This is a genomic window from Streptoverticillium reticulum, from assembly GCF_047456005.1.
Taxonomy (GTDB): domain Bacteria; phylum Actinomycetota; class Actinomycetes; order Streptomycetales; family Streptomycetaceae; genus Streptomyces; species Streptomyces reticulum.
This window is the reverse complement of sequence record NZ_CP179755.1, coordinates 2299231-2320989: the sequence shown is the minus strand read 5'-3', so window position 1 is coordinate 2320989 and position 21759 is coordinate 2299231. Positions and strand designations below refer to the sequence as shown.

Annotated in this window: 18 protein-coding genes; 6 read left to right on the top strand and 12 right to left on the bottom strand. The window is 68.1% G+C overall.

All coding sequences use genetic code 11. The features are described 5' to 3' along the window. Nucleotides 1–55 precede the first annotated feature (55 nt). Nucleotides 56–1249 carry a TIGR04141 family sporadically distributed protein gene (locus ACMATS_RS10335; RefSeq protein ID WP_414167764.1) on the bottom strand — a complete coding sequence of 398 codons (1194 nt, stop codon included), beginning with the start codon at nt 1247–1249 and terminating at the stop codon, nt 56–58. On the opposite strand from ACMATS_RS10335, the gene ACMATS_RS10330 reads away from it, so the two are divergent. Then, on the top strand, nt 1239–2867 hold the full coding sequence (locus tag ACMATS_RS10330; protein ID WP_414170691.1) for a type I restriction enzyme endonuclease domain-containing protein: 1629 nt from the start codon (nt 1239–1241) through the stop codon (nt 2865–2867). The two genes, ACMATS_RS10335 and ACMATS_RS10330, sit on opposite strands and share 11 nt — an antisense overlap. 116 nt (nt 2868–2983) lie before the next feature. Here the strand turns inward: ACMATS_RS10330 and ACMATS_RS10325 are convergent, their stop codons facing one another. Next, entirely contained in the window at nt 2984–4300 is a 1317-nt protein-coding gene (locus tag ACMATS_RS10325) for a hypothetical protein (protein ID WP_414167763.1), read from the bottom strand. A gap of 295 nt (nt 4301–4595) precedes the next feature. Then, nucleotides 4596–5528, bottom strand: a complete 933-nt coding sequence (locus ACMATS_RS10320) for an ATP-binding protein (protein ID WP_414167762.1) — start codon at nt 5526–5528, stop codon at nt 4596–4598. Nucleotides 5529–5728: 200 nt separating this feature from the next. Here ACMATS_RS10320 and ACMATS_RS10315 point away from each other — a divergent pair, with 200 nt between their 5' ends. Then, nucleotides 5729–6580, top strand: coding sequence for a helix-turn-helix domain-containing protein (locus ACMATS_RS10315; RefSeq protein WP_414167761.1), 852 nt, complete (start codon nt 5729–5731; stop codon nt 6578–6580). Further along, nucleotides 6490–6771, top strand: a complete 282-nt coding sequence (locus ACMATS_RS10310) for a DUF397 domain-containing protein (protein ID WP_414167760.1) — start codon at nt 6490–6492, stop codon at nt 6769–6771. The genes ACMATS_RS10315 and ACMATS_RS10310 overlap by 91 nt, the downstream gene beginning before the upstream one ends. A gap of 553 nt (nt 6772–7324) precedes the next feature. Here ACMATS_RS10310 and ACMATS_RS10305 read toward each other — a convergent pair. From ACMATS_RS10305 to ACMATS_RS10290, 4 genes are all read right to left on the bottom strand, one after another. Beyond that, on the bottom strand, nt 7325–8326 hold the full coding sequence (locus ACMATS_RS10305; protein ID WP_414167759.1) for an aldo/keto reductase: 1002 nt from the start codon (nt 8324–8326) through the stop codon (nt 7325–7327). After that, the gene (locus ACMATS_RS10300) at nt 8323–9567 is read right to left on the bottom strand and encodes an MAB_1171c family putative transporter (protein ID WP_414167758.1); all 1245 of its coding nucleotides are present in this window, start codon (nt 9565–9567) and stop codon (nt 8323–8325) included. Before ACMATS_RS10300 ends, ACMATS_RS10305 begins: the two co-directional genes overlap by 4 nt. 84 nt (nt 9568–9651) lie before the next feature. Beyond that, the gene (locus ACMATS_RS10295) at nt 9652–10242 is read right to left on the bottom strand and encodes a toxin (RefSeq protein ID WP_414167757.1); all 591 of its coding nucleotides are present in this window, start codon (nt 10240–10242) and stop codon (nt 9652–9654) included. Between the two features lie 346 nt (nt 10243–10588). After that, entirely contained in the window at nt 10589–12910 is a 2322-nt protein-coding gene (locus ACMATS_RS10290) for an NACHT domain-containing protein (protein WP_414167756.1), read from the bottom strand. A gap of 179 nt (nt 12911–13089) precedes the next feature. On the opposite strand from ACMATS_RS10290, the gene ACMATS_RS10285 reads away from it, so the two are divergent. The 3 genes from ACMATS_RS10285 to ACMATS_RS10275 all read left to right on the top strand — a co-directional run bounded on the left by ACMATS_RS10285 (nt 13090) and on the right by ACMATS_RS10275 (nt 15700). After that, on the top strand, nt 13090–14175 hold the full coding sequence (locus ACMATS_RS10285) for a BTAD domain-containing putative transcriptional regulator (protein WP_414170690.1): 1086 nt from the start codon (nt 13090–13092) through the stop codon (nt 14173–14175). Beyond that, complete coding sequence (locus tag ACMATS_RS10280) at nt 14172–14816, top strand: DUF6585 family protein (RefSeq protein ID WP_414167755.1); 645 nt, start codon at nt 14172–14174, stop codon at nt 14814–14816. The genes ACMATS_RS10285 and ACMATS_RS10280 overlap by 4 nt, the downstream gene beginning before the upstream one ends. A gap of 128 nt (nt 14817–14944) precedes the next feature. Continuing rightward, entirely contained in the window at nt 14945–15700 is a 756-nt protein-coding gene (locus ACMATS_RS10275; RefSeq protein ID WP_414167754.1) for a PE-PPE domain-containing protein, read from the top strand. Nucleotides 15701–15788: 88 nt separating this feature from the next. Here the strand turns inward: ACMATS_RS10275 and ACMATS_RS10270 are convergent, their stop codons facing one another. The 5 genes from ACMATS_RS10270 to ACMATS_RS10250 all read right to left on the bottom strand — a co-directional run bounded on the left by ACMATS_RS10270 (nt 15789) and on the right by ACMATS_RS10250 (nt 21702). Next, nucleotides 15789–16673: an alpha/beta fold hydrolase gene (locus tag ACMATS_RS10270; RefSeq protein WP_414167753.1), complete on the bottom strand. Its 885-nt coding sequence runs from the start codon at nt 16671–16673 to the stop codon at nt 15789–15791. Next, nucleotides 16670–18265 carry an ABC-F family ATP-binding cassette domain-containing protein gene (locus ACMATS_RS10265; protein ID WP_414167752.1) on the bottom strand — a complete coding sequence of 532 codons (1596 nt, stop codon included), beginning with the start codon at nt 18263–18265 and terminating at the stop codon, nt 16670–16672. Before ACMATS_RS10265 ends, ACMATS_RS10270 begins: the two co-directional genes overlap by 4 nt. A 110-nt stretch (nt 18266–18375) precedes the next feature. Next, nucleotides 18376–19311 carry a class I SAM-dependent methyltransferase gene (locus tag ACMATS_RS10260; protein ID WP_414167751.1) on the bottom strand — a complete coding sequence of 312 codons (936 nt, stop codon included), beginning with the start codon at nt 19309–19311 and terminating at the stop codon, nt 18376–18378. Nucleotides 19312–19368: 57 nt separating this feature from the next. After that, nucleotides 19369–20343 carry a diiron oxygenase gene (locus tag ACMATS_RS10255; protein WP_414167750.1) on the bottom strand — a complete coding sequence of 325 codons (975 nt, stop codon included), beginning with the start codon at nt 20341–20343 and terminating at the stop codon, nt 19369–19371. Between the two features lie 150 nt (nt 20344–20493). Further along, nucleotides 20494–21702: an MFS transporter gene (locus tag ACMATS_RS10250; protein WP_390778331.1), complete on the bottom strand. Its 1209-nt coding sequence runs from the start codon at nt 21700–21702 to the stop codon at nt 20494–20496. Between the last annotated feature and the right edge of the window lie 57 nt (nt 21703–21759).

The window sequence follows — 21759 nt, the reverse complement described above, 5'->3', positions numbered from 1 at the left end:
CTGTCTTGCAAGTCGCCAAGAGCGCGGTCGCGTCACTCGGCTTGTCCCCGGTAGGTTAGGCGGCCTCGGGGAGCTCGCTTTTGGATGCGCTGCAGATGCCGACGACTTCCACGGTCACGCCGCGGGCCATGAGCGCCTTCGCGGTCTGGGCGATAGTGATCTGAGAGAAGCCGAAGATCGCCTCAGGGGTGAGCTCTGCCCGGTTCTTGATGAGGATTGCGAGGACGACGCGCTTGGGCGTGAAGTCCTCGGGCAGGGTGCGCCGACCTCCGCTCTCCTTGAAGACCTTCGCGGCGAACTGAGCCCGCACGTCTGCCGATTCATACAGCAGCTCCACAGCGACCCTGGCCTGGCTGAACAGGTGGCTGAGAGGGCCAGAGCTGTCGGCGCGCTTGACCAGGACGAGGGTGTTGTCCTCGGTGAGCAGGTCACAGATCTCGACCTGGTCGGTGCGGCGCAGGGGGTTGGCGACGTTCTTGGTGTCGAGGCAGACCCAGCCAGGGCGGCTGTCGGCGACGGCGTTGTTGTAGCCGTTCTCGGAGGTGCCCTGTTCCCAGGCGGGCGCGTCGAAGTACGGGGTGGGCGGAAACAGCCCGGCTACGACGTTGGCGGTCTCTTCCAGATAGGCGGCCCCGATTTCGTACCACTCGCCGTCCATGAGACAGAACCGGCGGGATCCCAGTGAGATCTCAGTCTCAAGCCAGACCACGGCGCTAGTGACAGCAAGCACCTCGGTCGGGCCCATGTATCGGTCTCGCAGCAGCGTTACCGTTCCCTCGCGCAGGACGTCCAGGCGCTCGCCGGGGCGTGCGAGGCGGGCCCGGGTGAGCGCGTAGTCAAGGTCGAAGGCGTCGGAGTCAAAGGCGCCCGTGCTGTTGATCCTCGTGCGGTACGCGGTTGCCGCGGCGTAAGCATCGTGGTGGTCGGAGGGGACGGATACAGCGATCCGCCCGTCGGCAGGGCGTCCGAGCATCTTGTCCAGAGCCTGATCGAGCGCGCTCAAGGTGGGCTCGTCCTTGACCGGCACGATGTGGTCGACGAATTCCAGCTCGCGGTGCGGCGTGCGCTCGCCGCAGACCCGGGCGATTTCCCGGATGTCGGCGATCAGGTCCTGCGGCTCGATCCCGCGAGCCACTCGCAGGCCGCATCCACCGTGCGCGGTGAAGGCCTTGCCGCGCGTGTAGCGGGAGCGCCTCGACGACACCGAGCGCACCCGCATCGAGCGGGCCGTGGCCAATATGAACGCCATGTACGGAGCTCCGGCCCGGATACGCGACTTGACCCACGACCTGGTCGAGCACTGGGAGGCCCGGCGCGCACGGATGAAGCCGTTCGTCGGGGTGTCCGAGGAGCCGTGCGGGGCAGCCGGCAAGGCGATGATTGTGTGCGCCACTCGCGACATCTGTGTCCGGGTCTACGACGCATTGCGTGAGCTGCGGCCCGAGTGGCACGACGACGACATCGAGAAGGGCGCGATGAAGATCGTGTTCTCCTCGGACTCCCGCAAGGACCCGGACCACCTCAAGGCCCACGCCCTGCGGGACTCCCAGCGCAAGGCCGTCATCAACCGAGCCAAGGATCCCGACGACGAGCTCGAACTGCTCATCGTCAACAACATGCTGTTGACCGGCTTCGACGCCCCGCCGATTCACACCATGTACCTTGACCGCCCCCTTAAGGGCGCCAATCTCATGCAGGCCCTCGCCCGCGTCAACCGCCGATACCGCGGTAAGGAAGACGGCCTGCTCGTCGGGTATGCGCCTCTGACCGAAAACCTCCAGAAGGCCATCGCTGAATACTCGGCGGCCGACCAGCAGGACCGTACGCTCGGCCAGGACATCGAGCGTGCCCTGGACGAACTGCGCAACGGGTACGACATCCTGGCCGCCATGTTGCGTGGTTGGGATTGGAAGGCACTGCTCGCCCAGCCCTCCCAGCGGGCCTTCATCGACGCCGCCCTACGCACCGCCAACCACGTGCGCTCCCCGGGCACCCCCGGCAACAACCCAGAGCAACTCGACAACCCCAACGACACCCTTGCCCGCCGATTCCGCGAGCACGCCCACCGCCTGGAACGCTTCTACGCTCTCGCCGGCTCGTCCGCCGACATTGGCTCACGCTTCCGGGACGAGCCCCAGTACCGGCGCTACATCCAGTTCTTCGTTGAAGTACGGGCGTACATGGCAAAGCTTGACGCCATGGACCGCGAGGCACGGGGCCTGCCCATCGCCCGCGACGTTGAGATCTACCTGGCGCACCTCACCTCCACCGTGGTGGAGACCGACGGCGTGACTGACTTGTTCGCCGAGGCCGGTCTCGATATCGCCGAACTCACCCACCTCAACGATGCCGTGGTAGCTCAGCTACAGAGCGGAAAGACTCCGCACCTGGTTGCGGAAGCCCTGCGTCGCCTCGTCGAGAAGAAGATGCGAGAGGTCACCCGGCACAACATCGTCCGCCAGACGGCCTTCTCCGATCGGCTCCAGGACCTTATGGCCAAGTACATGCGGCAACAGCTGACCAGCGCGGAGATTATTGCGAAGCTGGTCGAAATGGCCAAAGAGATCTCCGAGGAGGCCAAGCGCGGTAAGAAGTTCGACCCCGAGCTCAGCAACGACGAACTCGCCTTCTATGACGCCGTCGCCGACCTCGGCACCGCCCGCGAACTTGTCACCCAGGTCCGCAGCCAGCTCAAGCCGGACTGGATCTCCCGCGAGCCGGTACGAGCCAAGCTCCGCACCACGATCAAGCGGCTCTTGGCCCGCCGCGGCTACCCGCCCAAGCAGGCTCCGAAGGCCATCGAGCTGGTGCTGAAGCAAATGGAGTACTTTGCCAATGAGTGGTCCCAGGAGGGCTCCACGAGCTGACTGGGTGATTCTGCTGGCCGAAGGCGGCACCCGGCAGACCAATGTGCTGTCGGGTGGCGCCTCCTCCAGGGACGGCGCAGGTCGGCTCAAAGAGTGCTGGTGCCGGAGTACTGTCTCTACGGGACCCGGCGGTTCCCTGGTGGTACGTCGCTTCGGTGCACTCCGACGACCACAGATCCGGCCCCGTTGACAAGGACTTCCTGGATCAGCTCGAGCAAGTAGTCGTAGTTGACTCCTCGGGCACCAAGCCAGCCGTCCTTAAGGAGCGTAGTGAATGTGGTGTTGTTGAGGTAGCGCGGTACCGCCTCCTCCAGGATGCGACGGCCGCTCCGCGGGCCAACGGAGTCGGGGTCCCATAGCACGATCTCGAAATGCTCTCTTGTCAAGTACATACCGGGGATCAAGCTTGTCGAACCCATCACGAAGGGGACGGTTCGGCAGAGCTTCACCATGCTGGGGGTGGTGAGCAGCCGTAGTTGGTCGCCACGGTCCTGGAACTCACACGCCTTGTCCACGCTGCGCATTCGCTCAAGCTCGCGTTCGGTGGTGACGTCGTGACGGTATACCCACGAGCGCCCTTCCTGCCGCATGCGTTTGTACTGGACCGTGGTGACACTCTGGGTGAACTCGTTGACGTAGATCATGTCCACCCCCATGACAGTCTCGACGTCGCTCCGGTTGGCGTTGTACACGAAGAGGCGGTGGGAGGATCCGCCGGGCCTGCGAAAGACTCGCCAGCCCACCTGGACAGCATCGAAGCCTTCCATTCCAGGGAATCGGTGGTAGTCGTGCGCGATCTGCTGATCCTCGATTTGCCGGAGATCGGGGAGACCTTCGAGGAAAGGTATGGAGAGGTCCTCTGCCCCGCTTGGTCTGCGGAGCGGCCGCCAGGCTTCAATGTGATCCCGGTCGATTCCAGAGGCGTCCAGCATTGTGCCGACGGCGTCTTTCTCGAAGCTGAGCCGCTCGGCAGCCGGGCCTGTGGGCGCAGCGATGTCGAGTGACGCTTCGAGATCTGCCAGGGCATCCGCAGTTTCGGGGCGCAACTGGCGTATGGATTCAACGAGGCGCTGCCCAGCAACGGGAGGCAGCCGCCCGTCGTCGTGCAGGTACTTGCGGCTCGATTCCATGGGGCGCTCAAGGTCAGTCAGACGCAGTGGTCTGTCTAGAGGCTTGAAGTCTCGGGCTATCACAGTTCGTTCGTACGTTCCGCTACGTCTGCCGGGAAACGCTGCCCCGATACCCATGATGTGCCGCTGCTCATAGTTGGGATCTGCATTGGTGAAGAAGGCCAAGCACCAACTGCGCGGCCTTCTCCACTCGTTGTGAGGATAGGCGAAGCTCCGCTCACCGCGTTCGCTCCATCGAGGTGGAGGCTCCGGGAGCCTCTTGGACATCAGATTGGTGTTGTGCATCAGTGCGACCGCCACCACGGTTGAGCTCCCTACCAGAATCGAACGGAGATCGACATTCTGGATCAGGAGCGTGGGCGCCTGCCAGACGTTCCCGAAACTTCTTCGGTCACGACACGAGGCATGCCCTCGCGGTGATGGCTGAGCGGTCTGCCGGGTCTTTGTTGCGTGATGACGGGGCTGGAATGACGGGCAACCCAGGCGGGTGCAGGGTGTGGCAGCCTGTGAAGTGGTGCGTTCTGCAGGTTGGGCCAACGCTCCGTGTCGGTCTCCGATTCCCAGTCGTATGCGTGTGGACAGTCGCTGACGTTTCGGCCTACGGCGCGTATGGACTCGCCCTCGGCGGGGCTGTGGGTACCAGGTTCCGCAGCGGGGTGAGCGGGAGGTCGCCAATGGGCAGCCAGGAGTACCGGTCTCGTGGCGATTCCGGGGAGTCGGGAGAGGCCTCGAAGAGGTACCAGAAGTGCAGTCGGTCTCGTTGCGGCCGGTTGTCGCGGAGGGCGGGCCGGCGCTGTTCGATCCACAGCGGCATGGCTGTTTCGGTCGGCTCAAGCAGAAGTCCGGTTGCCTCGACGGTGATTCTGAGTGCGGCGGCTTCCAGTGACTTGTCCTGTCGCTTCAGCGCCCCGTCGAGCAGGCGCACCCGGTCGCCGGAGTGTACGACCGAGCCAACGGTGACGGTGAGGCAGCGGCGGCCACAGCGTTCTCCGGTGGCCAAGTGGTCGCAGGCGAGAGGGGCGTAGTGGATGACCTCTGTCAGCCATTCGGGGTGAGCGATTCCGTAGCGGTGGATCTCGCTGATGACATGCGCTCGGCTGACCGTCTTGGTTGGCGGTGCCCCCTGCGAGATATCGAACAGGCAGTGGATCTCCTTGCCTCCGCCAGGCGACTGCGCCACCACGTTCCAGCATCCGTGAGTGAGTACGTCAACCAGCGCCAGGCCGCGTCCGGTTGTTCGGTCGGCCTGAGGCGTCTGCTTGATCGGCATTCCGCCGTAGTCGTCGCTGACGCGTACGTGGAGGAGGTGCGCCTTGTGCATCAGGATCAGCTTGCAGCTGGCGCCCGGTACGTGCTCTACGACGTTGGTCAGCAGCTCGTTGACCACTGTCACCACGTCGTCTGCCTGCGCTGCCAGGTTCCAGTCCTGAAGTTGGGAGTGCACGATTCGGCGCACTTTGGCCAGCTCTGTTGGTCTCAGTACGAGGTCCATCGTCAGCTGCCGGCCTGATCGTTGCGGGCGGATCGCCATGTCCTCTCCAAGTCCTAACAGATGGAAGCCTGGGCAGGGTTGATCAACTTGCTGTCACGTGTCGACTGCGGATCGTGATGCGTCTCGATGGTGGACCAGCGCCGCACGTGTGGGCAACTATTTCCAGCAAGGTGATACATGCCCGGAGGGATTGGCATATGACAGCGCTGATGTGTGGGCGAGTGGGCCATGATGCACGCATGGATCAGAGAAGCCTGCCGACCATGCGTAGCAAGCGCCTTGGCAGCGAACTGCGGCGTCTCCGTACGGAGCGGAACCTCACCGTCTCAGAGGTGGCGAAACGCCTGGGATGTGGCCAACCTAAGGTCTCGCAGATCGAGAACGGCAACCGCGGTATCAGGCTCGGGGATCTGACGGCGCTCCTCGACCTCTATGAAGTGGCGGATGACAGGTACCGTCGACGCTTGGGCAAGCTGGCTGCTGATGTGCGCAAGGTCGACTGGTGGACGTCACAGGGGCCGCTGGTCGATGCGCTGCGGGACTACTTGATGCTGGAGTCCGACTCGGGGCTTGTTCGGGTGTATGAGCCGACCCTCGTGCCGGGGATGCTGCAGACCGAGGCGTATATGCGTCAGTTGTTCGCCTCGCGACTCCCCGAAGATCAAGTGAATGCACTCGTGGAGACGCGACTCAAACGCAAGGAACTCTTGGACGATCACCTGGGCTTCAGGCTGCGTGCGGTGGTGGACGAACCGGCGCTGCATCGCATCGCGGGGCCCCGTGCCATGGTTGCCGAGCAGCTTCGGTATCTCGAGCAAGTGGGTCGCCGGCCGAACGTCACTGTGCAAGTCCTCCCGCTCAAGGCGCGGTTCGTGGTGGATCAGTTCGGGTCCTTCAGCCTCTTCACGTTCCGAGGCGAGTCGTCAATCGATGTTGCATGGCTGGAGTACCTGACTGGTGGTACGTTGCTTGAACAGGCGCGCGACGTGCAGGCGTACGCATGTGCATGGGAGGAGCTGACAGCCGTCGCACTGTCCCCTTCCGACTCGAGGCAGCTCATTCGCGCACTCATCGAGGAAAACGGGTCATGACTGGCAGAGTGCCCGCGTGGCGCAAGAGCAGCTACAGCGGTAGCAACAACAACTGCCTCGAGCACGCCGCCTTCTCTGATGGTCGTCATGCAGTTCGCGACACCAAGGATCCCAGACGTCGAATAACCATCTCCTTCAGTGCGAACGCCTGGCGGGCGTTCATAGACAGTCAAAAGAGATCGGACCGCTAACCCTGTCGGACTCGCGTGTCGGCGCGTTGAGTCTGTCAGTGCGCTGTACCTCCTCTGGGCGTCAAACCTGTTGCGGGGCTGGGATGGAGCAGGTTACGGCCGCCCAGCCCCCGGCTGGCTCCCCACCAACTCCACCCCGTGCAAGTGCTGCGACCTGCCTTCGCAGTTCTGTGTGCGCCCCTTACCGCCGGGTGGCTGCCCTGGGGCGCCCGCCTCTGGCAGGGGGACGCCCGGGCCGGCCTGCGTCTGGCGTTCTGCGGCCAGTACCGACATGAGTTGTGGTACCGAAGCCGAAGCCTGCGGAGTGGTCGTCCGGGCGGTGTTCGGCGCGGCGGTGCAGTGGAGGGCACGAATCCGCACGCCGACCGAACTACAGGAACCGTCAGTGGAGAGCAGTGCCCGGCGCCGTCAGCCGCCCGCCAGGCACCCTGTTCTCTCAACCACGGCTCTCACTAGGTCGCGTTCTGCCGGTACCAGGTCACCGTCTTGGCCAGGTCTCTCGCGCGACGCCCTACGGTCGTGCTCGAGGCGAGCAAGAGGCGGGGGCGGGGTCTCAGTGCCCCACCCGCTCCAGCGCCTGAACCGGGTACCGTTCGCCCGCCACCGCCTCCTCCGGCACGGCCTCGCGTAGCAGGGCGAGGTCGCTCGGGTCCAGGCGCAGGTCGACCGCACCGGCGTTCTCATCCAGGTACCGGCGGCGCTTGGTACCGGGAATGGGCACGATGTCGTCCCCCTGGGCCAGCAGCCATGCCAGTGCCGCCTGGGCCGGGGTGCAGCCGATCCGCGCGGCGACGTTCCCCACGGCCTGGACGAGTGCCAGGTTCCGGGCGATGTTGTCGTCGGCGAACCGCGGCCAGCGGCGCCGGTTGTCGTTCGGGTCCAGGTCATCGCGGGAGGAGAGCACCCCGGTGAGCATGCCGCGTCCCAGGGGGGAGTACGCCACGACCGCGATGCCCAGTTCCCGGCAGGTGTCGAGGAGTTCGCCCTCCACCACGTTCCGGGTGAAGAGCGAGTACTCGACCTGCACCGCGCTGACGGGATGAATGGCGTGCGCCCTGCGGAGCGTGTCGGCGCTGACCTCGCTCAGGCCGACGTGACGCACCAGCCCTTCGTCCACGAGACGGGACAGCGCGCCCATCGTCTCCTCGACGGGAGTGTCCGGGTTCCTGCGGTGCGCGTAGTAGACGTCGATGTGGTCGGTGCCCAGGCGGCGCAGGGAGGCGCGGCAGGCGACCGGGACGTAGACGGCGGAGGTGTCGACGTCGCCCACCCGGCCGGTGGCTGCGTCGTGGCGCAGGCCGAACTTCGTCGCGACCACCACCCGGTCCCGGTCTCCCGTGTGCCGGCGCAGCCAGCGGCCCACCAACTCCTCGTTCAGGCCCTGTCCGTAGGCATCCGCGGTGTCGAGCAGGGTGACGCCCGTCTCCAGGGCGCGGTCCAGGGTGCGCTGGGACTCCTCCTCGTCGGGGACGCCGTAAGCGATCGACATGCCCATGCAGCCCAGGCCTATCGCCGACACCTCGGGCCCGTCGGCCCCGAGCTTGCGGTACTTCATCGAGTGGTCCTCTCAGTGGTCTCGGCGGATGTCTCGGTGGAAGTCTCAGCGGATGGAAGGACGGTGTACGCCTGGGCGACCTTCAGCAGCCACGCCACCTCGTCGGCGTAGCCACCGCCCCTCGTCGCGTCCGGGCCGAGAGGCGCGGGCTCCTCTCCCGGCTGCTGCCGGTGGTCGCGCTTCGCGCGCAGGGCTGCTGCCAGCGACACGGCCTGTGCCTGGGCCTGCAGCGCGTCGCCCGACAGCCCCGCCTCGTCTGCCGACCGCCGGGCGGCGGCGATGATGTCCGAATCCATGTAGGGACGCAGGGCGAGCAGGCCGTCTTGTATCTCGATGACCCTGCGGTAGAGACGGAAGTTGATGTCGCCCGGCAGCAGACGGGCGAGGCGGCCGGCCGGCTGCGGATCGAGCGCGATGCCGGGGACCGCCGTGGACAGCGCATGCCACAGCGGGTGCAGCCGCTGGTACGTGATGAAGTTACGGGCCATGCGCCGCCCGTCGGACACCCGGGGACCCCACGACGGCATGGTGAGCCCCGCCACCAGGAAGAAGATGCCCACGCCGTTGGCGACCGGCGTCAGCAGCTCCCACTCCAGCGGGTCGAGCCCGCACTGCGAAGTGATCAGGGCGAGCAGGCGGTTGAGGCAGTAGACGAGGCACGCGCCCGCGCCGACCGCCGTGGTGTGCAGCCCTCTGCGCAGCCACTGTCGCCCCGCCACCCGCCCGTACCTCAGGCACAGGCGGATGATCTCGATCATCCCGGAGCCGAAGGCGCTGACGTACAGGAGCAGATATGCGGCCACGACCGGGCGGTGCACGTTCTGCACGAGGTAGTGCGCACTGCGCTGCTGGCCCCCGTGCTTCGCCGCGACCCACAGACCGATCATGACGACCGCCACTGCGGCCGCGGCCAGGAGCCGTACGAGCGCGCGTCGTTGGGCCTCCTCGCGCGGGTACACCCAGTAGACGATCGCGGTGAGGAATGCGGCACTGGAGGCCACGCCGCCGAACAGATGGATGCCCAACGCCCCCAGGTCGTCCACTCCCAGGGCGACGTCCACCTTTCGCGCGACGAGCGGCGTGGAGAGCGTGAAGGAGACACCCTTGCAGGAAAAGGCGACGAGCAGCGCCAGCAGCGCCGGGTCGTCCCGCCGGTGCCGTACGTCGCGCAGCTTGTAGAGGAAGGCCAGCGCGCACAGGGCCGCGCACGCCGGGAACACCACGGCCTTCACGTCGGCCATGACACCTCCTGGCATCGCCGCAGTCCGACGACGAGAGGGCGGCGGTGTGCGCGAGCTTCGGCAGGGACCGCGAGGTCAGCCGGGTCAGCCGGGTTTGCCGGGATTGAGGGAGTGATCGATGCGCGCGACGGTCTCGGCGTCGACGGGCGGGACGTCCCAACGGGGCTCCACCGGTGGGCGGGTGACCCGTTCGAGGATGAGGGAGGCGACGGTTTCCGCCTCCTGCTCCTCCGTACTGGAGTAGCTCGTACGCCCGAGTATCTCGCGGACGCGCCGAGGGTCCAGACTCGGCAACAGGTGCCCGAGCCCCGTCGGGTCCGGTCCGGTGGAGTCGCGATGCCCGCACAGCATGTGCGCGAGCTCGTGGGCGATGATGTGATCACGATGCAGCCGGCTGGTGTTCGATTCGACGACGATGATGTCGGCTTCGTCGGTCGCCAGCCACATGCCGCAGGGCGACTTTGCTCCCAGAGGGAGTTCCACGAGCTGGATGGGGCGGCCGCGATCCGCGCTGAGCCGCTCCATGAGCGTGGCGATGCTGCATCCGTCGGGCAGATCCAGACGGGCCAGGACCGCTTCCGAGGCCCTGCGCAGTCGTTTGAGGTCTCCTCTGCAGACCTGCTGTTGCGCCGGGGAGAGGGCGGCCGCGGCTGAAGTCTCCCGTGTGCCCGCCAACGGCGCGCCGAGCCTTTGCAAGAGAGCGTGTTTTCTGTGCACGCGCGAACCCCGCGACATGTCATTCTCCCTGACGCACCATTCCACTAACGCTGTCCGTGCAACTGCGCGGCTGTCGGCGATGGTAACTCGCGCGGCCGACGGCTCATGGGTGGCGGCCGAAACCATTCGGCAGCGGAACGCTGCGAGGCGAGCCTGGACGTCCGAACGTGGGTTGCCGGTTCCCGACTCGCTGGGCGCATTGGCTGTCCGGTGCGCCGCTGGTGTGTCTTCGGGCCAGCAGTCTGCGGCTGCCCTCGTATGAGGGCGGCGTGTCGGAGAGGAGCGCGGTCCCATGGCAACTGCCCTACGCTCCTGCCTGTTCTCCAGCCCCCCGCTCCCCGTACCCCCGCGCCAAATACCCCTGCAACCGCGCATGCCGGAACTGATACACCGCCCCCGCCTGCCGCAGCACCCCCCGCTCGTACGCGTCCTCCAGGAATGCCATCACCGACCACGGCAAACGCCCCGTCAACGGCAGCCAGATGCGGGAGAAGACCACCCACTGGCCCCACGCCGTCAGGCCGAGTGCGTAGCCGAGGCCGCCGCCCAGGGCGCTGGCCGTGCCCAGTTTGAAGGCTCCTGAGAGGTTCCAGTTGTACGGGCCCATGAAGGCCGGCATGTTGTGGATGACCACTCCGGAGCAGGAGCCGACGAGGAGGCCGAAGGCGGGGGCCCAGACGGTCAGTTGGGTGAGGACCGTGCGGCTGTTCTCCTGCAGCAGGCTCACCGGGTTGACAGCGGACCGGATGTCGCGCGGGGTTTCCAGGAGGGCCAGGATGCCGAACGCCGGGCCCGCTCCCAGGGCGAAGACGGTTCCGTAGAAGAGACCGTCGCCGAGGGCGGCGCGCAGGCAGGTCGTGAGGGCGGCGCCCTGGAAGAGGTGGGACAGTCCGTGCAGGGCGCCGAAGCCGGAGCCGAAGGCGAGGCCGAAGAGTACGCCGATCAGCAATCGGTGGACGGTTCTTCGTAGCGGTCTGCCCGCTCTGCCGAACAGTCTCAAGCGCACACTGGTCGGCGCCACCGCCGTGCCCTTGGCCGCCACCATGAACCAGTACGTGACGCCGAACACCAGCCCGGCGAAAGGCCCTGCCATCAGCCCGTCCACGATCTGGCCGACGACGGTGTCGGTGAGGAGGCCGACCAGGCAGTCCGTCAGGCCTATGACGACGCATATCACCACCGCCGTCGCCAGCGTGCGCGTCGAGCGCCGCGCCGCGCAGCCGAGGCGCCACCACTCCAAGTTGGGGGTGTCGAGCCGCGTCAGGTGGTCGGCGAGGTAGCCGAGCCAGTATCTGGCCCGTTCCGGATCGAATTCATGGCGCCGGTCCCCGGGGCGTGGGCGGTAGGCAGTCGTGGTGAAGTTGTCGAGGAGGTGGTCCTCCAGTTCCTCCGGGCTTCCGAAGCGCCCCGTGTCCAGGAGTGCAGCCGGGTCCTGCCCGGGGGTGTCGCTGTACACGGCGCGGGCGAGGGTGACCATGAGGGGAGTGGTCAGCACCGCAGCCAGGTTGGCGCCGGCCCGGTCCTCCGGTCGTTCGCGCAGTTCGGTCAGGACCGGGTCCCAGGCCGTCGCCGTGGGGTCCCCGCCGCGGGCCTTGCGCGTGGTGCGCGGCAGGTAGTCCGCCAGGTCGTCCAACGTCAGATCGGTCAGCTCCACCGCCGCGGCGGCGGTGAGCACGTCCGTCTCCGCCACTGCCGCCGCGTATTCGGACGGACGGCTCGTCAACACCAGGGGGAGCGTTGTCGCGTTGAGCGACTCCAGGGCCGGGCGGCGCAGGCCGTCGGCTATCTCGTCGAAGCCGTCCAGCACCGGGAGCACCCGGCCCGTCTCCACCAGGACGGCCGCCAGGGTCGAGCCGCCCGGCGCCGGTGCCGCGAGGCCCGGGTAGTCCCGCGTCAACTGTGCGGTCAGCCAGGCGCGGAACGTGATGACCGTGGGGTCCCACGAGCCGATGCTGAAGATCACCGGTACGGCGTCGGCGTGGGTGCGGGATTTGAGGCAGTCCAGGACGAAGCGGACGGTCAGTACTGTCTTCCCCGAGCCGGACCGGCCCAGCAGCACCAACCGGCCCGACGGGATCCTCCGGTACACCGCCACGATCTCGTCCAGCCGCCCGCTCAGGTCGAGCGGACTGTGCGCACTTCCCGCCGGCAGGCGGCGGATGTTGGCCCAGTGGTCCGTCAGCTCCTCGGGGACCGCCTGCCAACGCACCGGCAGCGGGTACGGATCGTGGACCTGGCGCTGTTCCTCCTCGCGCTGCCAGCGGGCCGCCACCGCCTGCGCCAGCTGATCGGCGACATCGGCCAGGCTTTCGTCCAATGCCGAACCGGGTGGCGCCGGGGCGGGTTCGACGGGCGGAGCCTCCGGTGGGATCTCCGGCGGAATCGGAGATTCCACCTCCCCTCCCTGCCGCACCACCGCCGCCAGCAACTCCTCGCGTTCCTCGGGCTCCAGCCCGAGCGCGTCCGCCAGCAGTCGCACCGTGGTCACCCTGGGGTCGGCGCGCTCGCCCGTCTCCAGCCCGCGGATCGTGCGCACCCCCACGTTGGCGCGCTCCGCCAAAGCCTCCTGAGTCATCCCCGCCCGGCGCCGGAACCGCCGCAACAGCGTGCTGAACTCACTGGTCACAAGTCCTGACCTTCCCGCCCCCGGACATGCCGATTTCCCCAGGTGAGGGACTCTATCGCGGCCACCGGCCGCATACGGCCGGTCCCTTGGCCTGTCCGTTTTCCGGCCCCGCGGCCAGCGTCGGCGGCATGCGTCAGACCGCCCAGCACACCGAGCCGTCCGGAGTCCCGGGAGCCACGATGCCGACGACCGCAACCATTTCCCAGCCCGCCCTTGCCCCCCTCACCCATCAGGAGCGCGAAGTGCTCTACGCAGTCGGCTGCGGCATGCGGGACGCCGAGATCGCCACCGCACTCTCCATCCCCCAGGACGCCGTGGCCGGACACCTCACGCGGATCCTCGCCGTCCTCGGGCTGCGCGACCGGGCCGCCGCCATCGTCCACGCCTTCGACTGCGGCCTCGTCACACCCGGCCGCGGCCCCCGCCGGCAGACGAAGGTCCCCGCGCCGCGTGCAGCCGTCCACCGGGCGACGGAACGTCGTGCTCCGGAACCGCCGTTGCGGATATCCGTCCTCGGACCGCTCCAGGCATGGCGCGGCGGACAGCCTGTCGACCTCGGACACCTCCGTCAGCAGGCCGTGCTCGCCGCGCTCGTGCTGTGCCCCGACCGGGCGGTCAGCCAGCAGGAACTGCTCGACGGGGTGTGGGGGATGGAGCCTCCCCTGACGAACGTGGTGCCGGTGTACATCTACCGGCTGCGCAAGATCCTGCGCAGCGGGGACGGCCCCGGCTCGGTGATCGAGCACAGCCGGTGCGGCTACCGGCTGCTCCCCGGCGCGGCCAAGGTGGACATGGCGCGCATGGAGGAACTCGTCACCGCCGCCGGAACGGCCGAGCGGGCCGGCGAGCTGACCGAGGCGGTCCGCTTCTGCTCCCAGGCGCTGGGCCTCTTCCGCGGGGAGCTCCTGGCCGGCCTGCCCGGACCGTTGGCCGAGCTGGAACGGCTGCGGCTCACCGAGCGCAGGACCGCCCTCGCTCAACGCAAGTTGAACTGGCAGCTCCGGTTGGGCCGGCACACCGAGGCGATCGAGGAGCTGTGGGCCCTGACCGTGGCGCAGCCCCTGAACGAGCCGGTCGCCGCGATGCTGATGCGCGCGCTCTACCTCGGCGGCCGGCAGGCGGACGCGCTGACCGTGTTCGAGCGCACCCGCCGTCGGCTGGCCGACGACCTGGGCGTGTCCCCGGGCCAGTTGCTCCGCCGGACGCACCAGATGATCCTGCGCGGGTACGACGCCGGTCTCGGCCTCGCCGGAGCCACGCCGTGACCGGGGCGACGCCGCCGAAGCGCGGCGAGGAACTGCTGCTGGCGAGGATCTCCGCAGCGGCCGGCCGCGCGCACCTCGGCAGACGACGTGCCACCTACGCGGCACACGTGGACGGTACATGGAAACGTCGGGGGATCCGTGGCCTGCTGGCCCTCGTCCGCAGCGGCCTGCCCTCCGCGGCGAGGGCGAATCCGGACGCGCGGCTGGATCTGTACGAGCGCGGAATGACGGTCGTCGTCATGGGGCGGATCCGCGTCCTCCGCTACGACACCACCTCTGTGTTCCGGCAGGACGGCACTTTCACGTTCACCGATGCCGAAGGAGAACGGATCACGCTGTCGCACGGCGAAGAGGAGGAATGGGTCCCGGAGATCCAACGGGCCGTCACCGATGCCCAACTGCCCCTGGCGCTCGCCCGCCTCGGCGAGGGTGAGCGGCTCGCCTTCGGGGACATCTGGCTGACCAGGGAAGGGATCGGGTTCGGAGAGACATCCGCGCGCTGGTCGCAGGTGCAGCGGATCGAGATCCGGGACGACGCCGTCGTGATCGGCACTGCGGAGACCGCCGCGTCCGCGACCCCGAATCTCTTCGTCCTCCGGGCCCTCGTCGAGCACCTCCGGACGGAGGGTGGACACCCGTAACCCCGGCACCTGCAGGTTCATCGCGATTTCAAAGCCGTCACTAACGTCGATGACGACTACAGCAGTTGAGTTTCTGCGTGGCCGCAACCGTGACCGTGACCGGACGTGACTGGAGGAGAGGAGAAGCAATGACTCTGGCCAGCAGATGGAAGAAGACGACGGGCGCTGCCGGCGCGGCGGCGGCCATGATGGTTGCCTCCGTTGTCGCCGCACCCGTCGCCCACGCGGATCCGGTGCACCACTACTACCTGGAGGTGGGCGGCACCGGCTCGGCGGCCTCCGCGCCCGACTGCACGAGCACCTATGCCTTCGCCAACAAGCACCTCGACGGCGGCATCCCGGTGCCGGTCTGCTATCCGGCGAGCGCCGGCCCCTGGCTCAACGGCCACAATGTCCCGGATGCGACCGCCCTCAGTTTCGACGCGAGCGTGCGCGAGGGGTACCGCAATCTGCTGACCGCCGCGGAGGACACCCACCGCCGCGACCCCGGCGCCCGCTTCACGATCGTCGGATACTCCCAAGGCGCACAGATAGCCGACCAGGTGCTCCAGAAGATAGCCGTCGGCGACACCGGCATACCGCGCTCGCAGGTGAACGGAATGCTGTACGCCGACCCCATGCAGCCCGGCACCGGCATCTGGGCCCATGTGCCGAACGGCTGGAGCGCCTTGGGATTCACGTCCCCCGGCGCCGGTCCTGCGACGTTCGAGGGCGTTCCGGTGCAGCGGTTCTGCATCCGCACCGACGGCGTGTGCGACGCCACGTCGGTCCAGTCCATCGGCGGCTTCCTGGCCCAGCACCCCAAGTACTGGCAGGACGGCAACGTCATGACGCAGACCATCGGGCACGACGGCGGTGACGGAGTCGTCTGGTACGACTCCTGATCACCCCCCAGAACTCCGCAATTCGGGGGATTGCGGGGGCAACGGTCCGGCCGGTGCAGCCCCGGCCGGACCGTTCGCATGAGGCCCTCTACGCGACCTTCCCCACCAACTCCCGCAGGATCCGCTCCCCGTGCGTCCACAGCACCAGGCCCCCCGCCTCCGCCACGACATGACGGCGAGCGGTCGGGATCGCCTCCGCCAACGCCGCGCCCGATTCCGGCGAGTGGAACATGCTGGTGTCCAGGCCCCCGTGCCACAGGTCCACGGGCCCCGTGATGCCTCCCACGTCGAACGGCCACCGCCCCATCGTGAGCACGGTGTCCCGTGCGTAGCCCGACGGGCCCTGGGCGAAGCCCTCGGCGAGGGCTTCGCGGTACGCGGCCGCAAACGACGGGGTGCCGAAGAGGGCACGGTCCGGCGCCGCACAACTCCCCGTCACCATCGCCCATATCGCTTCCGCATCCGCTCCGGCGGCGAACGCCGCCTCGGCCGCCGACGGGTCCGCCGCCACCGCCTCCACCATGGCGCGGATCTCCGGGGCCAGATATGCCGACATAAGGGTCATGTCGGGCCCGCCCGAGACGACGGCCGTGGCCGTCGCGATGCCGCGCGCCGCGCAGGCCAGCGCGAAGGGCACGCCCTGCGAACAGCCCACCACCCGCAGGCCGTCGAGACCCGGGCCGAGGTCCGCCGCCAGCGCGCAAACGTCGTCCGGCCAGTCCGCCAGCGTGCGGCCGGGTGCCGGGTCCGAGGCGCCCAGGCCCGGGCGGTCCGCGGAGACCAGGCGGACGCCGAGTGCTTGCACCGCCTCGGTACCGAAGCCCAGCCGGCGGCTCGTCGCGCCGCCCGGGCACAGCAGGACCGGGATGCCGTCGGCCGGGCCCCACTCCGCCCAGGCCAGCCGACGGCCGTCCGGCATCCGGGAGGTGCCCAGGCGTTCGGGAGGGGCGACGACGGGGGCGACGACGGTCACGCGAGCGCCACCAGGTCCGCGTAGTCCGCTCCCCAGAGGTCTTCGACGCCGTCCGGCAGGAGAATGATGCGCTCGGGCTGGAGGGCGTCGACGGCGCCCTCGTCGTGGGTGACCAGGATGACGGCGCCCTTGTAGGTGCGCAGGGCGCCGAGGATCTCCTCGCGGCTGGCGGGGTCGAGGTTGTTGGTGGGCTCGTCGAGCAGCAGCACGTTCGCCGAGGAGACCACCAGGGTGGCCAGGGCGAGACGAGTCTTCTCGCCGCCGGAGAGGACGCCCGCGGGCTTGTCCGCGTCGTCGCCGGAGAACAGGAACGAGCCCAGCACCTTGCGGATTTCGGCCAGGTCCATGCCCGGTGCCGCCGAGCGCATGTTCTCCAGGACGGTGCGGTCCGCGTCCAGGGTCTCGTGCTCCTGGGCGTAGTAGCCGCGCTTGAGGCCGTGGCCCTCCACCACCTGGCCGGTGTCGGGTTTGTCCACACCCGCCAGCAGGCGCAACAGGGTCGTCTTCCCCGCGCCGTTGAGGCCGAGGATGACGACGCGGGAACCTTTGTCGATCGCGAGGTCGACGTCGGTGAAGATCTCCAGCGAGCCGTACGACTTCGACAGGCCCTCCGCCGTCAGCGGCGTCCTGCCGCAGGGCGCGGGCTCGGGGAAGCGCAGCTTGGCGACCTTGTCGGCGCGGCGCTCCGGCTCCAGGTCGGCGAGCAGTTTCTCGGCGCGGCGGGCCATGTTCTGCGCGGCGACCGCCTTGGTGCCGGCGCGCAGCTTGTTGGCCTGGAAGCTGAGGGCGGCCGCCTTCTTCTCGGCGTTGGCCCGTTCGCGCTTGCGGCGGCGCTCGTCGGCAGTGCGCTGGGCCTGGTACTGCTTCCAGCTCATGTTGTAGACGTCGATGACCGCCCGGTTCGCGTCCAGATGGAACACCTTGTTGACGACGGTCTCGACGAGGTCGATGTCGTGGGAGATGACGACGAAGCCGCCCTGGTAGGTCTTGAGGAAGTCCCGGAGCCAGAAGACCGAGTCCGCGTCCAGGTGGTTGGTCGGCTCGTCCAGCAGCAGGATGTCGGCGCTGGAGAAGAGGATCCGGGCGAGCTCGACGCGGCGGCGCTGACCGCCGGAGAGGGTGTGCAGCGGCTGTTCCATGATCCGGTCCGGCAGGCCCAGGCTGGCGGCGATGGTGGCCGCCTCGGCCTCGGCCGCGTAGCCGCCCTTGGCCAGGAACTCGCTCTCCAGCCGCTCGTACCGCTTCATCGCCTTCTCGCGCGTCGCGCCCCGGCCGGAGGCGATGCGCTCCTGGCACTCGCGGATCGAGCGGATCACCGTGTCCAGTCCGCGGGCGGACAGCACGCGGTCGAGCGCCAGGACGTCCAGGTCGCCGGTGCGTGGATCCTGCGGCAGGTAGCCGATGTCTCCGGAGTGGGTGATGGTGCCGGCTGCCGGGATGCCCTCGCCCGCGAGGCACTTGGTGAGGGTGGTCTTGCCGGCGCCGTTGCGGCCGACGAGGCCGATGCGGTCGCCCTTGGCGATGCGGAAGGACGCCGACTCGATGAGGACGCGGGCGCCGGCGCGCAGTTCGAGACCGGTGGCAGTGATCATGGAAAGGGGGCTCCAGGGCCGTAGTTCGGGGGTGGTACGGGGCTCGGGGCATGCCGGTTCCCGCCCCGGAGCGGGAACCGGCATGCCCCGTCAGGCCGTTGCCTGGTGCGTCACTTGACGGCGGTGACGATGGGCAGGACGCCGCCGGCGTTGTAGCGGACCGCCTGCACGGTGAAGCCCGCGGCTTCGAGCTGGGCCCGGACCTCGTCCTCGGCGGAGAAGTTCAGGTACGTCACCTGGACGATGTCGCCCATGATGGACAGCTCGCGGCGCAGGTCGGCCTCCGGGATGTCGTACTTCTCCCAGGCGGCCGCGTGCTCGGGCGCCACCCACGGCGGCGGGGGCGGCGGGGTGAGGAAGCTGAGCAGCAGTCGGCCGCCGGGGCGCAGCGCCTGGTGGAAGCTGCGGTACAGGTCCGTCAGCCGCTGCGGGTCCGACTCGTACATGTTCAGGCCGTTGCTGACGATCAGGTCGAACTCGCCGTCCACGCCCAGCTTCCAGGCGTCGCGCACCTCGAACTCGGTGTGTGCGGAGAGCCCGCGCTGCTCCGCGTTCTCCCGGGCGTAGGCGACGGACTCCTCGTCGATGTCGATGCCGACGATCCGGAAGTCCTCGACGCCGCTGTAGTCCTGCTGCAGCAGGTCGTCCATCACACCGCAGGGTATGGACGCCAGGGCCGCGCCCTCGGTGATGCGGCCGGCGATCTCCTCCTTGAAGCGGTGGTAGCGCTCGCGGGCCTGGCACAGCAGGGAGTCGTTGAGCAGCCAGTGCTCGAGCGGGGTGACGGGACCCTCGGGGGCGTTGCGGAAGATGTACGAGGTCCAGTAGCCGTTGAGACCCCGGTTGTGCAGCAGGAAGCGGCCGAGCTCGAACTCCTGCAGCTGGTCCAGGATGTCCAGGGTCTCGTCGAGCGGCAGCACGAGCTGTTCCGCCTGACGGAGCCGGTCCGCGATCTGCGCCGCGAGTTCCTTGGTGGCGACGTCGTCGGAAATGCGGGTGGAGGTGCGGTGGGAAATGGTGGAGGCGGGGGAAGTCGTGGGTTCCATGGGTGCGTCCTCAGTGGTTCCTGGGCTGGGCGGAAAGGCGGTGTACCGGACCGGGGTTCAGACGGTCCAGCCGATCCGGGCGAAGCTCTCGCGGACGGAGGGGTGGGCGAGCATTCCGGCATTGCGCAGCGCGCGCAGGACGTTCTTGACGATCGGCACGTCCGGGGTGATCTCGAAGCCCGCGTAGAGCGCCTCGACGGATTTCTGTGCCTGCTGCCGGTCGTCGATGAAGGAGTCGAGCAGTTCGATGTTGAAGAGCTTCTCCGACTCCACGGAGAGGTAGAGCGTCGTGAACTCGGCGAGGTGCGTGCCGATCGCTTCCCGGTATTCCTCCGGGATTTCCGCCCACAGGTAGGTCATCAGGTCGTAGAAGAAGGCGTAGTGCCGCGACTCGTCGTTCATGTGGTCGTTGATGTAGTACTTGATCGACGGGTGCACGCCGGGGCTGTTGAAGAATTCGACGAGTTCACGCACGAGCGTGGTCTCGAAGCAGCAGTTGGCGAGGATCTCGAAGATGTCGTGGTACTTGGGGTCGAGCTTCTTCTTGATCTCGGCCACGGCGCGCTGCGAGTCCGATATCGGGTGCTCGAGCGTGCGCAGGTCCGGGTAGTGCTGCTGCAGCTGCAGGATCATGTCCTGGGCGATGTAGACGTGGTAGTACTCGTCGATGATGACCGAGTGGGTGTTGAGTTTCGTCTCGGCGGTGAACTCCACCGGAAGGTCCGTGTAGAGGATCTTCGAGCAGGCGGAGACGATCTCCTTGATCTCCAGGTTCACGATGTCGTGCAGGTACTTGTAGAAGGACTGGACGAGGATCTCCTCCTTGCCCGCCCGGCCCAGCGACGCGACTTCCTCTGCCAGTAGCAGCGGCTGCTTGTCCTCGGGGAAGAAGTAGCCCTCCTGCGTGAAGTCGATGGTCTTGCGCGGGCGGGTGCGGACGGAGGAACGGGATTCCCACCTGGCGACGTACTCCGCGGTCAGGCTGGGCAACGTCCGGTCGGCTGCGGGGTTCTCCTGGCCGATGGCGCTCATGACGGGCCTCTCTCCGGGCGCGGGGCATGACGGTGCAGCCCCGCGCCCTCGGTGCGTGTGCGTCCGTGCGGCGGCGGCGACCGGTGTCGCCGCCTCGCTGTCGGAAAAGGGAAGGAGCAGAAGGGGATCGGGGACGGCCGGGCCGTCGGCTCAGCCGGCCTCGGCCACCGCTTCGGCCTCGGCCGTCTCGGCACCGGCCGGTGCCGTCCTGGGCTTGAGGAAGGCCAGGGGTGCGGCGACGGCGATGGCGACGGCCATCACTCCGGCGGTCACGATGGAGTGGCCGGTGAACAGGCTGCTGGCGACGCCCGTGAGCAGGGTGACCAGCAGGGCCCGCCCGCTCATGGTCAGCGAGGAGGCCGCCCCCTGGAGCTCGGGGAAGACGTTCATCGAGCGGCCGAAGACGACCGGGTAGACCGCGGCGAAGCCGATACAGAAGACGGCGATCGGGCCGGTGGTCGCCCAGGCGCCCTCGCCGAAGACGAGGAACAGCACGATGCCGGCGACCGTGACGGCGATGCTCCAGGCCACCGTGCGCTCCGGGCCGCCCAGGAGCGCAACGATCTTCGAGGCCAGGAGGCTGGTCACCGCGAACGAGGCCACGATGATCAGCAGATGGCCGGCGAACTCCACAGTCGACAGGCCGAAGGTGTCGGTGTAGAGGAAGGAGCTGGACGCGATGAAGACCATGTAGGAGGCGAACAGCAGGCTGGGGACGAGCGAGGCGGCGACGAACTCCTTGCTCGCCAGCAGCCTCCGGTAGTCGGCGGCGACCTTCCGCGCGCTGACCTGCTCCAACTCGCCCTTGCTCTCGGGCAGGAGGAACGCCATCAGCAGCAGCGACACCAGCGTGATGCCGAAGACCGTCGCGTAGTTGCCGCGCCAGCCGATCGTACGGTTGATGAGGCCGCCCAGCGCGGGCGCCGCCGTCATGAAGGCGGACATCGCGGCGTTGGTGAGCCCGTACATCTTGAACAGCTGGTTGCCCTTGTAGACGTCGGCGATGATGACGAAGACGAGGACCACGGACGTGCTCGCGCCCACGCCCTGGACGAGCCGGGAGGCGAGGAGGGCGGTGATGTTCGGCGCAACGGCGCAGCCCAGCGCGCCGATCAGCATGACCGTGTTGCCGGCGAGCATCACCGTGCGCCGGCCGAAGCGGTCGGACAACGGCCCGTAGGCCAGGGCGCCCAGGCAGTAGCCGAAGAAGTTGTACGTGATCGTCAGCTGCACCGAGGAGCCGGACGTGCCGAGGCTGTCGGCGATGTCCGGGAAGCTCGGCACGGACATGTCGAGTTCCATGATCGTGCCGATGAGCGAGATGACGAGCAGGGCAGGCAGAAATCTGTGTCTGTTCATGGCCTCATGAGGGACGGACCGGAAGGGGAAGGGTGTGTGAGGGCACGCCGAACCGAG